Annotated in this window: 12 protein-coding genes; 7 read left to right on the forward strand and 5 right to left on the reverse strand. The window is 65.6% G+C overall.

The annotated features are described in order from the left end of the window. Positions 1 to 465: a hypothetical protein gene (locus FNL14_RS03295; protein WP_142057592.1), complete on the reverse strand. Its 465-nt coding sequence runs from the start codon at positions 463 to 465 to the stop codon at positions 1 to 3. A gap of 228 nt (positions 466 to 693) precedes the next feature. Between FNL14_RS03295 and FNL14_RS03300 the strand changes: the two genes are divergently transcribed. Beyond that, positions 694 to 1,245 (forward strand): dihydrofolate reductase family protein, encoded by a 552-nt coding sequence (locus tag FNL14_RS03300; RefSeq protein ID WP_142057594.1) that lies wholly within the window; start codon positions 694 to 696, stop codon positions 1,243 to 1,245. A 65-nt stretch (positions 1,246 to 1,310) separates the two neighbouring features. Further along, positions 1,311 to 2,432, forward strand: a complete 1,122-nt coding sequence (rlmC, locus tag FNL14_RS03305; protein WP_142057596.1) for a 23S rRNA (uracil(747)-C(5))-methyltransferase RlmC — start codon at positions 1,311 to 1,313, stop codon at positions 2,430 to 2,432. 17 nt (positions 2,433 to 2,449) lie between these two features. Here rlmC and FNL14_RS03310 read toward each other — a convergent pair whose 3' ends face one another. Beyond that, positions 2,450 to 5,404 carry an AfsR/SARP family transcriptional regulator gene (locus FNL14_RS03310; protein ID WP_142057598.1) on the reverse strand — a complete coding sequence of 985 codons (2,955 nt, stop codon included), beginning with the start codon at positions 5,402 to 5,404 and terminating at the stop codon, positions 2,450 to 2,452. Between the two features lie 247 nt (positions 5,405 to 5,651). Between FNL14_RS03310 and FNL14_RS03315 the strand changes: the two genes are divergently transcribed. Continuing rightward, complete coding sequence (locus FNL14_RS03315) at positions 5,652 to 6,179, forward strand: hypothetical protein (RefSeq protein WP_142057600.1); 528 nt, start codon at positions 5,652 to 5,654, stop codon at positions 6,177 to 6,179. Positions 6,180 to 6,182: 3 nt separating this feature from the next. Here FNL14_RS03315 and FNL14_RS03320 read toward each other — a convergent pair whose 3' ends face one another. Beyond that, positions 6,183 to 7,595 (reverse strand): PLP-dependent aminotransferase family protein, encoded by a 1,413-nt coding sequence (locus FNL14_RS03320; protein ID WP_142057602.1) that lies wholly within the window; start codon positions 7,593 to 7,595, stop codon positions 6,183 to 6,185. Here FNL14_RS03320 and FNL14_RS03325 point away from each other — a divergent pair. After that, positions 7,594 to 8,562 (forward strand): DMT family transporter, encoded by a 969-nt coding sequence (locus tag FNL14_RS03325; protein WP_142057604.1) that lies wholly within the window; start codon positions 7,594 to 7,596, stop codon positions 8,560 to 8,562. The two genes, FNL14_RS03320 and FNL14_RS03325, sit on opposite strands and share 2 nt — an antisense overlap. Before the next feature lie 3 nt (positions 8,563 to 8,565). Further along, positions 8,566 to 9,183 carry an FMN-binding negative transcriptional regulator gene (locus tag FNL14_RS03330; RefSeq protein ID WP_142057606.1) on the forward strand — a complete coding sequence of 206 codons (618 nt, stop codon included), beginning with the start codon at positions 8,566 to 8,568 and terminating at the stop codon, positions 9,181 to 9,183. An 11-nt stretch (positions 9,184 to 9,194) separates the two neighbouring features. On the opposite strand, the gene FNL14_RS03335 is transcribed toward FNL14_RS03330, so the two are convergent. After that, a complete protein-coding gene (locus FNL14_RS03335; protein WP_142057608.1) occupies positions 9,195 to 10,019 on the reverse strand; it encodes an SDR family NAD(P)-dependent oxidoreductase in 825 nt (274 codons plus the stop codon). Positions 10,020 to 10,178: 159 nt separating this feature from the next. On the opposite strand from FNL14_RS03335, the gene FNL14_RS03340 reads away from it, so the two are divergent. After that, positions 10,179 to 10,565, forward strand: a complete 387-nt coding sequence (locus FNL14_RS03340; protein WP_091417902.1) for a TfoX/Sxy family protein — start codon at positions 10,179 to 10,181, stop codon at positions 10,563 to 10,565. Here FNL14_RS03340 and FNL14_RS03345 read toward each other — a convergent pair whose 3' ends face one another. After that, positions 10,566 to 11,213, reverse strand: coding sequence for a LysE family translocator (locus tag FNL14_RS03345; RefSeq protein WP_142057610.1), 648 nt, complete (start codon positions 11,211 to 11,213; stop codon positions 10,566 to 10,568). It abuts the gene before it with no gap. A 114-nt stretch (positions 11,214 to 11,327) separates the two neighbouring features. Here FNL14_RS03345 and FNL14_RS03350 point away from each other — a divergent pair, with 114 nt between their 5' ends. After that, positions 11,328 to 12,911 carry an alkaline phosphatase gene (locus tag FNL14_RS03350; protein ID WP_142057612.1) on the forward strand — a complete coding sequence of 528 codons (1,584 nt, stop codon included), beginning with the start codon at positions 11,328 to 11,330 and terminating at the stop codon, positions 12,909 to 12,911. The last annotated feature ends 142 nt before the right edge of the window (positions 12,912 to 13,053 follow it).

A 13,053-nucleotide genomic window follows, 5' to 3' on the forward strand; every position in this document is an offset into this window, starting at 1 on the left:
TCAGGCAGCCTTCTTGGAGCCGGACTTTTTCTGGATCGGCTTCTGCTGCTTTGGCGTCTGGTGTGGCGGCTGTTGCTGGGCCGGCTGCTGCTGGGCGGCCATGTGCTGCGGGACTGGCTGCTGTCGTACCGGCTCGGTGACAGCTTCCGCTGCGACGTCGTAGGCCCCATGGACTGCCTCCGCTTCCATGGCTTCGGCTGCCTCATATGCGCCGGCGGCAACGGCGGCGCGGTTGCGCTTCCAGCGGCGGAGCAGATCGACTGCGGCCACGACGCCGGCCAGTGGCGTGAGTACGGCTGCCAGGTAGACGAAGAGCATCCAGGTCAGTGTGGTGAGCGGCGGCTGGTTGTTGTTCAGGAGGGAGAGCCCGCCCAGCAGGCCAGTGGCCCAAAAAAGGACCACTGCGGTGAGCACCGCTGCGGCCGGGAAATACTGGTTGGTCACGATCTTTTTCAGGTTTTCCACGCACTTCCTCCTGCCTGGCCGGGGCACGGCTACAGCCGCTCAAGACCAGTATGGGGCTGCCGAGGCGCGAATCGCGGCAACACGCAGGCGGTGGTGATGAACCTAACGTTCGGCCCAGCACGGCGCGGATATTTTCGCCCTCTTCCCTGCCGCAGACCCAGCGAATACCGTGGACCTGACCGGCGCCGCTGCCGGCTTGCCGAACTGTTGGCCACCCTGGAGGTCCTTATGCGAAAAGTCACTGCCGGTTTGTTCCATTCCGTGGACGGCGTGGTGTCAGAACCGTTCAAGTTCCAGTTCGACAGCTTTGACGAAGAGCTTGGTGCGGGCCTGACCAAAATGATGGCAACGGTGGACACGGTAGTACTGGGCCGGGTCAGCTACCAGGAATGGGCCGGTTACTGGCCAACCGCTACAGCGGACCAGGACTTTGCGGCCTTCATCAATTCCGTGGACAAGTTTGTGGCCTCCCGGTCGTTGAAGGAACCACTGGAATGGCAGAACTCGCGCCTGATGGACGCACCCCTGGAAGAGTTTGTGGGCAAGTTGAAAGAGCGCGACGGCGGCGAGATCGCCGTGTGCGGCAGCATCTCCGTGACCCGGCAGCTGCTGTTCGCCGGGCTGCTGGATTCGCTGACCCTGATGACCCACCCGGTCATCGCCGGCACAGGCCGCCGCCTGTTCGAAGACGGCGACCCCACCACCAGGCTTGAGCTGCAGGACCAGTACCGGACCAGCAAGGGCAACGTGATCAGCGTGTACGGGCGCCGCGGGGAGTAGCCGCCGTTTCCACGCCCCCGGCCGGGAGGTAGGCATCTTCGCACAGCGGGTAAAATCTTCGGGTCATGCATTGTTTCTACTTCGATGCCGGCCGTTGCCGCTCCTGCACCCACATGGGTACGCCCTACCTTGAACAGCTCGAAGGCAAGCAGAGGCACTGCCAAACCCTCCTCGGCGACCACACGTCGTTGGAATGGCTGCCAGCTCTTGCCGGTGGGGACTCCGGCTTCCGCAACAAGGCCAAAATGGCGATTGGCGGAACGGCCCAGCGGCCCACCATCGGGATCCTCGACGCTGAAGGCTTTGGGGTGGACCTGCGCCAATGCGGCGTCTGCTCCCCCGGCCTCCGGGCGTGTTTCCCGGTTCTTGCGGACTTCATCCGCCAAACCCGCCTGACGCCGTACGACGTTCCCCGGCGAAGCGGCGAGCTGAAGCACCTGATCATCACCGAGTCACCGGACGGCGACATCATGCTCCGCCTGGTACTGCGCTCGGAACAACTGGTGCCGCGCATCCGGAAAAACCTCCCCGGCCTGCTGGCTGCCCTGCCACAGGTGAAGGTGGTTTCGGTGAACCTGCTCCCGGAGCACAAGGCGGTGCTGGAGGGTGAGCGCGAGATCCTGCTGACAGAGCAGTCAACGCTCAGGATGCGGGTCAACGACGTCAGCCTGAACCTCCGGCCGCAAAGCTTTTTCCAGACCAACAGCGAGATGGCCGCCGCGCTGTACCGGCAGGGTCGGGAGTGGGTCAACCAGCTGGCGCCAGCCTCGGTCTGGGACCTCTACTGCGGAGTGGGCGGTTTCGCCTTGCACTGCGCGGACCCGTCCAGGGACGTGACCGGCATCGAAACGAGCAGCGAAGCCATTGTCTCGGCCAAAATCAGCAGTGAGGAAGCCGGTCTGCAGCGCATGGACTTCCGGGCCGGCGACGCCACCGCCTTCGCCCTCGCGGCGGACCAGTCCCCAGAACTGGTCATCGTCAACCCGCCCCGCCGCGGCATCGGCAAGGAGTTGTGCGGCTGGCTTGAATCGTCGGACGTCGAGCATGTTGTCTACTCGAGCTGCAATGCCCAGTCGCTGGCCCGTGACCTGGCTGCACTCCCCTCGTTCACGGCGCGGCAGGCCCGGGTCCTGGACATGTTCCCGCAAACCACGCACTACGAAGCGATGGTCCTGCTCAGCCGGTAGCCACGCAGGTTGTCCCCTCACCACGGCGCCGGGTTCAAGGCGCCGTCAGCATCAGAAAACCTGGAGACACGGTACGGGATGTCCGCGCCAGCGTGGCGTGCGCTCAGGCGGAGGACCTCATTGACGGCTTGGGTGAGCGAAAGCGTCCTACCCGCGGACCAGGCAAGGGCAAACCGTACCTGTCCCGCTTCGGACCTGGCTTTGGCGATGATCCCGTCAACCCGTCTCCGTTCCTCCCCATCCAGCAGTTGCCCACGGTCCGATCGGTACGAGTCGGCAGAAGCCAGCAGCCGGATAGCCAACTCGGTGCGGTGCCGTGCCACGTAGACTCCAGCCAGCGAATCGAGGAATCCGGTCAGATGGCCCTGCGCCTGCAGCTCAAGGGCGCCGGTTATGGCTTCAAGCAGGAGGCTTTCCGCGCCGTCGTAATCACCTGCCTGTTCGAGGGCTTCCGCCAGGTTCACAAGCCCTACGCCCAGCAGCCACCGATCCCCGATGGACCGCGCCAATTCGGCACACCGATGCGACAACTCAAGGGTCCGGGCGACGTCCCCCGAAAAGAACGCAAGCCGGGAGAGCACAACCAGCGAGGCCACACGCGTCCGGGGGCTGGCTGCCGGCGATTGCAAGGCAACAGCCGCCAGCCTCCTGGCAGTGGTTAGGTCTTCAGTCTGGGCAGCCTGGACGGCCAGGCACATTGTGGTCCATGCAGCCCCGGCGTTGTTTCCTGCACGCTCAAACGCCTCAAGCGCCTTGTGATGTAACCATGCCGCGTCGCCAAATCTCCCTACTGTCCAGCACAGAGTGGCCGCGCCGCTGAGTGCCGGAGCCAGCACTTCAGGCGCAGTATCCGCCGCCTTTTCCACCATGTCGACGGCGGTGCGCTGCTCCACGGCGACGTCACCGGTGAGTTCCCAGTAGTGCCAAAGTTGCCCCACCAGGCCCAGCCCCACCTCTGCTACCCCGTCCGGTCCGGCTGCCCATAGCAGTGCCGCCCGCAGGTCGAGGGCGTCCGACTGCAGAAGCCGGAATGCTTCCACCTGGCCGCGCCCCCACAGCATCGGGCCAGCTGCCTCCGCAAGCCAAAGGCAGTAGCGGGCATGCTGGAGTCGAATGTCCGCTGCCCAGCTGAGCTGCGACAACCTGTCGCGGGCGAACTCACGGATCGACTGGAGCATGGACACCCGTTGGTGTCCGCTGGCGTCGGTGTACCTTCTAATCAGGCTCTGGTCCGCGAGGGATGACAACAGCTCGTCAATCCGGGACTGGACGTGAGGCGCTCCGCTGCATACCGAGGCGACAGCCTCGACGGTGGGATCGCCTGCAAAAACCCCAAGGTGGACCAACAGCAGCTGCTCGTCTCTGCCCAGCAGCTGATAGCTCCAGGTGATCGCAGCAGTCAGCGTCCGCTGCCGTTCAGGAAGGTCCCGGAAGGCTGCCGGGAGGTCATTCAGACTGAGTTCCAGATCCGCCAGGAGGTCCTGCTCAGTGCGGTACCGCAACTGGGCGGCGGCCAGCTCAATGGCCAGCGGTAAGCCATCCAGACGGTGGCACAGCCGGGTCAGGACGGCGGCATTCTCCAGGTCAACGCCGAAATGGGGCCTGGCTGCCCTCCCCCGGTTCAGGAGCAGCTTCACCGCCGGCACTTCCCGGAGCCTGCTGGGAGGCAGGGCCGGTTCAATCGGCGGAAGGGCAAGCGGTCCGAGCTCGAACTCGTATTCGGCGCGCAGCCCGAGGCGCCTGCGGCTGGTGGTCAGGATACGAAGATCGGGAGCGGCGGTGAGCAGATCCACCACCATCGGCCAGGCGTCCTCCAGATGTTCGAAGTTGTCCAGCACCAACAGCAGCCGGCGTGTACGAAGGAACCGGGAAGCGGCTTTCAGCGGATCGTCGCCGGCCCAATCCTCCAGGCCAAGCATGGTGGCGATGGCGCCCGGAACTTGATGGACGTCCGAAAGCGGTGCCAGATTCACCCAGCCCACGCCGTCGTCCATGTGCTCGCCCAACCGGGCCGCAGCGGCCAGCACCAGCCGCGTTTTCCCGGCACCGCCCGGGCCGGTGACAGTCACCAGACGGCATTCCCCTGAGCGGTACAACGAGCACACCTCTTTTAGTTCCGCCTCCCGGCCCACTAACGGGGTGACCGGAGCAGGCAGGTTTTCCAGCCGCTGCCTGGGGCGATGCCCGTTCGTTGCGGGTGCATCGAGTGAGGCATCCTGCCGCAGTACCAGCGCTTCCAGCTCCTGCAGCCGGACCCCGGGATCAATTCCGAGCTCCGCAACGAACACTTTGCGCGCGTGCCGCACAGCGGCGAGCGCGTCCGCCTGCCGTCCACAGCGGTATAGAGCAACAACAAGCGAGGCCCACAGCCGTTCACGGTATGGATGTTGTGAGACGAGCTGCTGCAGCTCGCCCGCCAAAGTGTTGTGCCTGCCTAGCGCGAGTTCGATTTCGGCGAGATCCTGATAAGCGTCCAGCCACGTTTCCCGCAGCCCCTCGAGGTCTGGCTCCAGCAGTTCGAGATCGGCCAGGTCCGGGAAGATCGGTCCCCTGAACAGCCGCACACCCTCGCGCAGCTTTTCGGCTCCCACCGCCAGGTTGCCGGCCTGCACTGCTTGCTCACCAGCGACGATGTGCGCGCGAAACTGCAGCAGGTCTACTTCGTCGTCCGCCACCTTCAACACGTAGCCTCCCGGCCGGCTGGCGAGCCGCTGCGAAGGAACGCCCTTGGGCCGGCCAGGTTCCAGCAGGCGCCTCAGGTTGGCGACGTAGACCTGAAGTTGCGCGCCTGGATGTGCGGGCAGACTGCCGTCCCAAATGGCGTCGGCGAGGAAATCGGCGGTCACAACGGTATTGGCCATGAGCACCAGACATTCGAGGACGATCCGCATTTTTTCGCTGCCGAGCAGCACGCTCTGGCCGTCGGCAACCACCTCCAGTGGACCGAGGGCCCTGATCTGCAGTGCGCCCATCGCCAAGTACCCCTCACCGACCGGCCGCTGAACTGGCTCGACTGGCCAACCCACCGGAACTCATCGACGAGCGAACCCCACAGCGCCCCGCCCCGACCCTTGATGTGACCCCAAGCAGCCACATCAACCCCCATCTTGCTCCCGGGCAGGCGGATGGTCCAGTGCTTTGGCCCGATTAAGGATGGGTTAAGGGCTGGGAGCCAGTCTTGAGGCACCCATTGGTATAAACCCCCGAAAGGAAAACTCCATGAAATCGACACTCACACGTCTGGTAGCCCCAGCTGCCCTCGCCGCAGCCGCCCTCGTTGCCCCTGCCGCGCCGGCGCTTGCTGAAGACGTATCCTTCATCCTGCCTGCCGGTACGGGCTGTGACTTCAGGCTTGGTGTCTCCTGGACGGGAGGGAAACTTCAAACAAAAGAGTTTGTGGACGAGGATGGCGACACCGTTCGGTTGCTCGTCTCAGGCAAGGGCACAGTGATCACCTACACAAACTATGGCTACAAGCCAGGGCGTCATCCTCAGGCTGTTGACTCCATCACCATTCGCACCGACGGTTCAGTGACTGAGACCGTGACCAATCCTGACGGTACCCAGACCGTCACCGCCACTGGTCACAACGGCCTGATTTTGTTTCCCTCCGACGAGCCATCAGGGCCAACAACTACTCACTACATTGGCAAGGTTGTCTACAACGTTGACCCCGCGACCGGTATCTTCACCTTGGTGAGCACTTCCGGCCAGGCGATCGACGTCTGCGCTGAGCTCTCCAGCTGACCCCTAACCCCCGTTCCGGGCCAGCATCTCCCCGATGATCCGGGTGCCTTCAGGAAAGGCGCCCGGATTCGTCCCGGAGTAATTGAGCCGGATGAACGGGCCTGCGGGTTCGGCCGGGAACCACTCGTTGCCCGGGGCGATAATCACCCCGGCGGATTCGCACTCCCGTGCAAGCCGCTCCAGGTCCGTCCCGTCCGGGAGCCGCACCCACACGTGCAGGCCGCCTTTGGGCACCTGTTCAATGTGGCCCTGCGGCACGTGCTGTCGCAGGCTGGTGACCAGCAGGTCGCGCCGGGATTCCAACTGGTGGCGGAGGCTTCGAAGGTGCGTCTGCCACCCGGGCTGCGTGACGACGTCGAGCGCGGCCGCCTGCAGGAGCCCGCTGACGTACATTGACTCGGCTGCCCGGTCGGCAAGGATGCGCTCCCGTGCAGGTCCGCGGGCGATCACCGCGGCCACCCGGATCGACGTCGACACACTCTTGGTCAGCGAGCGCAGGTACACAACATGCCCGGAATCATCGCGGGAAGCCACCGGCACCGGGGTGCTGGTGATGCCGAAATCGTGCGCCCAGTCGTCCTCCACCAGGAACGCGCCCTGGGCGCGCACCACATCCAGCACCTGGTCGCGCGTGTCCGCCGTCCACTGGGCACCGGTGGGGTTCGCGTAATTTGGCTGCGCATAGAACACTCTGGCTCCGGACTCCTCAAAGGCCCGGGTCAGTTCCGCCGGGTCGGGTCCGTCAGGCCCGGTGGGAACCGGAACCACACGGACTCCGGCCTGCGCGGCCGCGAGGATGGCGCCCCAGTAGGTGGGCGATTCCAGCAGCAGCGGCTGCCCCTTGCCCACCAGTGCGCTGAAAATTGAGCTCAGTCCGCTCTGGCTTCCAGGGAGCACGACGACGTCGCTGGGGTTCGGCGGTGTGGTCCCGGCCGGCGTTGACGCGCCAAGCTCGTGCGCGAACCAGGACTGCAGTTCTGGCAGTCCGGCCGCGGGCGGCCGGGACAAGGCGGCGTCCCCGCGGGCAGCCCTGGTGAGGGCGGCCCGCACCAGCCGCTCGGGCAGCAGCTCCCGGGCAGGGTAGCCGGAGTGGAAGGAGATGACGTCCTGTGGCAGGTCGCGCATGGTGGAGGAAGCGGACGGCAACGTGGCCCTCGGTGAGCGCAGCGCCGCAGTCTGCCAGCCGTAGTCCGACGGCTTCGCAGTCCTGGCAGCGCGGACAAATGTCCCCACGCCGGCCCTGCTCTCGATCAGCCCCTGCGCCGTGAGCGTCTGCAGGGCCTTCTGCACCGTAACCGGACTGGCCTGGTACTCGGCCACCAGGGACCGGGTGGACGGCAGCTTCGCTCCGGGCGCGGCTGCAGCCATCCAGGTTTTCAGGTGCGCCACAATCCGCGAACTGCTATCGTTGTTCATGAGAGACAATAGTAGCGCTACTCTTTCCAGGCGCACAGTGATACCGCCATCGCAGGCCTCCGGAATCTGGCTGGGAATCATCGGTGTGGCCGCGTTCTCGTTCACCGTCCCGTTCACCAAAGTGGCAGTGGCCAGCCTGTCCCCGCTGTTCATCGGCTCCGGCCGGGCAGTGGTGGCAGCAGTCCTCGCAGCGTCAGCGTTGGCAGTTACCCGGCAACGGCTCCCCCACGGGATGCAATGGGCGCGCCTCGCGGTTGTGGCGGCCGGCGTCGTCGTGGGTTTCCCGCTACTGACTTCCTTTGCCTTGACCGCTACACCTGCAAGCCACGGAGCCGTGGTAATTGCTTTGCTCCCGGCCGCTACTGCAACGGCCGCTGTTCTCCGCGGGCGGGAACGGCCGCCGCTGGCATTCTGGCTCGTCACCACGGCCGGAGCCCTTGCGGCGATCGTCTTCGCTTCCCTGCACTCCGGTGGCTTCGGGCAGCTGCACTGGGCGGACCTGCTGCTGCTTGGTTCAGTGGTTGCCGCTGCCATTGGCTATGCGGAAGGTGGCCTGCTGGCCCGCGAGCTTGGCGCATGGCAGACGGTGTCGTGGGCGTTAGTGCTCGCGTCGCCGCTGATGGTGCTGCTGACGGCTGTGTCGATCTCCCAGGAACCGCCTTCCGCCGCGCCGGTGCAGTGGCTGGCCTTCGCCTACCTTGGCGTGGTCAGTATGTTCCTGGGGTTCTTTGCCTGGTACCGCGGGCTGGCCATCGGCCCCATCGCCTCGGTCAGCCAGATCCAGCTCATCCAGCCGGTGCTGACAATCTGCTGGGCGGCCCTGCTGTTGGGCGAGAACCTGACCTGGCCCACCGCCCTCGGCGCACTGGCCGTCATCCTCTGCGCCGGAGCAGCCGTCCGGGTCCGGCTCAAGCCCGACCCGCCCGCCGTTCATCCCGTCCCAACCCTCCAGCCCGTAAAGGACTAGCCCATGTACACGCCAGCCCACTTTGCCGCCGGCCCCGGCACCGTCCAGGATCTCCTTTCCAACCCTGGCGCAGCCAACCTGGTCACCATGACAGCGCAGGGCCTCCTCGCTACGCTGGTGCCGTTTGTCTTTGATCCCGACGTCGGCGAGCACGGCGCGCTGCAGGGGCACCTTGCGCGGAACAACACGCAGTGGTCCGAACCCGCCGTCGGGGAGGCATTGGCCATCATCCAGGGAGCGGACGCTTACGTCTCGCCGTCCTGGTACGCGTCCAAGGCCGAACACGGACGGGTTGTCCCCACCTGGAATTACACCACCGCCCATATCTACGGGCAGCTGGTGATTCACGATGATCCTGAATGGATTTCCAGCCAGGTCCGCCGGCTCACCGGGGTCCACGAGGCGGAGTTCGAGCACCCGTGGAGCGTGGACGACGCACCTGAGCGCTTCATCGCCGGACAGTTGCGGGCCATCGTCGGCGTGGAACTGGTGATCACCCGGATCGAGGCCAAGGCCAAGCTGAGCCAGAACCGGCCGGAGGCGGACGTAGATGGCGTGGTTGCGGGACTAACTGCCAGAGGGCAGGCAAGGATGGCGGCCGACGTCGAGCGGGCGCGCTGACCGGCAGAAGCCTACGAGGCCGCCTTGACCAGCTCTTCGCTCTTCTCCCACAACCCCCGGGCCAGCTCGACGTCGTACGCCTGGGTGTTGGCCTTGGCCAGGGCGCGCTTGGCGTAGTAGGCGCCGGAGATCCAGTCCTTGCCCGCCGTGCCGTTGATGAGCCACAGCATGGTGTCTGCGCCCTGGTCGGGGGTGAGCATGAACCGGTTTAGGAAGGTCTTGTAGGCGTGCCGGAACGGGCTGGTGGACTCTGCCGCGAAGTTGGTGCGGACTACGCCCGGGTGGAATGCCGCCGTCGTAATGCCCTGGCTGGCGTAGCGCCGGTCCAGTTCTGAGGTGAACAGGATGTTGGCGAGCTTGCCGGTGCCGTAGGCGCGGTTGGTGGAGTAGCTGTGCTCTGACTTGAGGTCGAACAGGTCCAGCTTGCCCATGCCGTTGGCGGCGCTGGCGGTGTTGATGACCTTGGCGTTGCTGGCGGTGAGGGTGTCCATCAGCAGCGTGGTGAGCAGGAACGGCGCCAGATGGTTGATCTGGAACGTGGATTCGTTGCCGTCCACGGTGAGGGTCCGCTTGCCCATGATGCCGCCGGCGTTGTTGGCCAGGACGTCGATGCGCGGGTAATCTGACGTCAGCTGGGCCGCGAGTGAGCGCACCTGCGCGAGGTCGGCGAAGTCGGTGACGAAGTAGTCCGCGTTCAGCTCCTTGGCCATGGCGCGGGTCTTCTCTTCGGACCGGCCGACGAGCACCACCTGCTCCCCCGCCTTCGCCAGGGTCCGCGCGGCGGCCGCCCCGATTCCGTCGCTGGCGCCGGTGATCACAATGGTGCGAGGAGTCAAGGGAAAGTCCTTTGGTCGAGGGCAGGCTGGGCTCCCGGTGGGAGCGCCTTGCCCTTGGCACAACGACGGCGGGCGGCCGGGTGTTCCCCGTCGCACCTGGCAGGGCATATCCTGCACACACGAGTCGAGCACCCAGCCGAGCCCCGGGAGGGAAGCATCATGGAGATGCCCAAAGCGTCAGACCAGGACAAAGAGCGGTTCCGGTCGCTGGTCCCGGACCACCCGGACGTGGCCGTCAAGCCCATGTTCGGCAACCTGGGCGCTTTCGTGAACGGCAACATGTTCGCCGGGTTGTTCGGGCCCACCATCGGTATCAAGCTCTCCCCGGAGGACCGGGAGGAACTCGAAAGCTCAGAACGGACCGTCCCGTTCGGGCCCGCCGAGCGCCCGATGGGCGGCTACACGGGACTGCCGGAGATGTGGAACGAAGAGGGCGACGGCGACGACGCACGGGCGAAAGCCTGGATCCACAAAGCCTTTGAGTACATCTCCACGCTCCCGCCGAAGGAGCCGAAAGCCACCAAAGCGCGGTCTGCAGGCAAGTGATCAGTGGGCGGGTTCGAGCGCGAGCCTGAGCCCGAACCCCACCAGGACCGTGCCGGTGATGCTGTCAATGATGCGGATGCTGCGGGCACCCTTGAGCCAGCGGGAGGCATAGCCCGTGCCGAAGATCAGCAGCGTGAACCAGGCCATCGTCAAAACGCAGTGCACACCGGCCAGCAGGACGCCCACCAGCAGGGGTGATTCACCTGCCGGAATGAACTGCGGGATGGTGGCGATGTAGAAAACGCCCACTTTCGGGTTCAGCAGATTGGTTCCGGTTCCGGTCAGCCAGCCCCTCACGAGCTCATTCCTCCCGGGCACTGGCGCGGCGGTTTCAGGGGCTGCAGCAGCCTTGCCGTGCCGCAGGCTCTTCCACAACAGCGACAGCCCCAGCCAGATCATGTAGGCGGCGCCGGCGATGGTCAGCACGCGGTAGGCCATCTCGGACGCTGCCAGCAGGGCCGAGATACCAACTGCTGCGGCGGCTCCCCAGATCATCGCCCCGGTGCTGATGCCGATCGCCGTGGCAAAGGCGAACGGGCGGGACCTGGAGATGGACGAGCGCAGCACCAGGGCAGTGTCCATGCCGGGCACCAGCGTCAAAAGCCCGGCAACAACAGCAAAGGAAAGAACAGCCTGAAGGAGAGTCACCGTCCAAGGATATGGGGCCGGTGGTTGAGCCTGCGGAAACCCGTGACCCTCAGTTCACTTTTGATTCACTCAGGCAACAACCGCCGTCCAACCGGCCTCCATACCGTCGGACCCATGGACAACATCTCACGCAGATCCCTGATTTCCGCCGGCCTCGGGGCCGGCCTTGTTGCCGCCCTGCCGGGTGCCGCCGTCGCCACTTCCATCGCAGACGACGCCGGTCTCCGCACCGATCCGTTTATGCTCGGCATCGCATCGGGCGAGCCGTGGGCGGACGGCTTCGTCATCTGGACGCGCCTGGCGCTGGACCCCCTTGCCGAGGACGGCCTGGGCGGCATGCCCTCCCGGCAGGTCCCGGTGGCTTGGGAGGTGGCCGAGGACCCGAACATGCGCACTGTAGTAGCTCGCGGCGTCGAACAGGCCCGGATCGAAGCCGCGCACTCTGTGCACGTCGAGCTCAAAGGCCTGAAGCCCGGCCGCGAATACTTCTACCGCTTCCGCAGCGGCCGCCACATCAGCGGAACCGGCCGCACCCTTACCTCACCGGCACTGCACGAGACTCCGGCCGCCTTGGCCATGGCCTTCGCCAGCTGCTCGCAGTACGAGCATGGCTACTTCACCGCGTACCGGCGGCTCGCGGAGGACCACCCGGACCTGGTGCTGCACTTGGGCGACTACATGTATGAGTACAAGAAGGGCAGCTACGTGATCGGCGGCGGCAACCCCCGCGACCACCAGGGCCCCGAGACCACCACGCTGCAGGGCTACCGCCAGCGGCATGCCCAGTACAAGGCCGACGCCGACCTGCAGGCTGCGCACGCCATCGCACCGTGGCTGGTGGTGTGGGATGACCACGAGGTGGACAACAACTGGGCGGACGACATTCCGGAAAACCGCGACGCCGGCCAGCTCAACGACAGCACCGAGCGGTTCCGCCAGCGCCGGGCCGCCGCATTCCAGGCGTACTACGAGAACATGCCGCTGCGGGCCTCGTCCGTTCCGGCCGGGTTCGACATGAAGATCTACCGCACCATCCAGTGGGGCCAGCTGGCCAACTTCCACATGATGGACACCCGGCAGTACCGCGACGACCAGCTCGCCGGGGACGGCTGGCGGAAGAACGTGGCCGAACGCCTCGCCGAAGACCGCACCATCACCGGCGCGGAGCAGGAAAAGTGGCTGCTGGACGGGTTCAAGAACTCCAGTCAGCGCTGGGACATCCTGGGCCAGCAGGTCTTCTTCGCCGAGCGGGACCGTGCCCAGGCGCTGGATATCGACGACGTCTCCATGGACGGCTGGGATGGCTACGCCGCCTCACGCCGCCGCATCACCCAAGGCTGGCTGGACGCGAAGGTGCGCAACGCCGTCGTCCTCACCGGCGACGTGCACCGCAACTGGGCCAACGACCTGAAGGTGGACTACAAGGATCCTGCCTCGCCCGTGGTGGGCTCCGAGCTGGTGTGCACGTCCATCACGTCCACCGGCAACGGCACGGGCGCCACCACGGACCCCACCATGGCCTGGAACCCGCACCTGAAGTTCTACAACGATTCGCGCGGGTACGTGAACACAAAGATCACCAGGGACGCGATGACCGCCGACTTCCGGGTGCTGGAATACGTCACGACGCCGGGCTCCCCCGTCAGCACGAAGGCCTCCTTCACGATCCAGGACGGCGTCCCCGGCCTCCAGGCGTAGCCGTTCGAAACGCTGGGTTGAGCCTGCCGAAACCCGGTGGTTGAGCCTGTCGAAACCCGGTGGTTGAGCCTGTCGAAACCCGGCAAGCCCCTTAAAGTAAGTAGCGCCAAGTGCCGTTTTGAGCATTCAAAACGGCACTTGG

The organism is Pseudarthrobacter sp. B4EP4b, from assembly GCF_006680095.1.
Classification (GTDB): domain Bacteria; phylum Actinomycetota; class Actinomycetes; order Actinomycetales; family Micrococcaceae; genus Arthrobacter.

What these genes read in the sequence shown, in the direction of transcription:
- FNL14_RS03300 (WP_142057594.1), top strand. Translation starts at nt 694, where the DNA reads ATGCGAAAAGTCACTGCCGGTTTGTTCCATTCCGTGGACGGCGTGGTG.
- rlmC (WP_142057596.1), top strand. Translation starts at nt 1,311, where the DNA reads ATGCATTGTTTCTACTTCGATGCCGGCCGTTGCCGCTCCTGCACCCAC.
- FNL14_RS03310 (WP_142057598.1), bottom strand. Translation starts at nt 5,404, where the DNA reads ATGGGCGCACTGCAGATCAGGGCCCTCGGTCCACTGGAGGTGGTTGCC.
- FNL14_RS03315 (WP_142057600.1), top strand. Translation starts at nt 5,652, where the DNA reads ATGAAATCGACACTCACACGTCTGGTAGCCCCAGCTGCCCTCGCCGCA.
- FNL14_RS03325 (WP_142057604.1), top strand. Translation starts at nt 7,594, where the DNA reads ATGAGAGACAATAGTAGCGCTACTCTTTCCAGGCGCACAGTGATACCG.
- FNL14_RS03320 (WP_142057602.1), bottom strand. Translation starts at nt 7,595, where the DNA reads ATGAACAACGATAGCAGTTCGCGGATTGTGGCGCACCTGAAAACCTGG.
- FNL14_RS03330 (WP_142057606.1), top strand. Translation starts at nt 8,566, where the DNA reads ATGTACACGCCAGCCCACTTTGCCGCCGGCCCCGGCACCGTCCAGGAT.
- FNL14_RS03340 (WP_091417902.1), top strand. Translation starts at nt 10,179, where the DNA reads ATGGAGATGCCCAAAGCGTCAGACCAGGACAAAGAGCGGTTCCGGTCG.
- FNL14_RS03350 (WP_142057612.1), top strand. Translation starts at nt 11,328, where the DNA reads ATGGACAACATCTCACGCAGATCCCTGATTTCCGCCGGCCTCGGGGCC.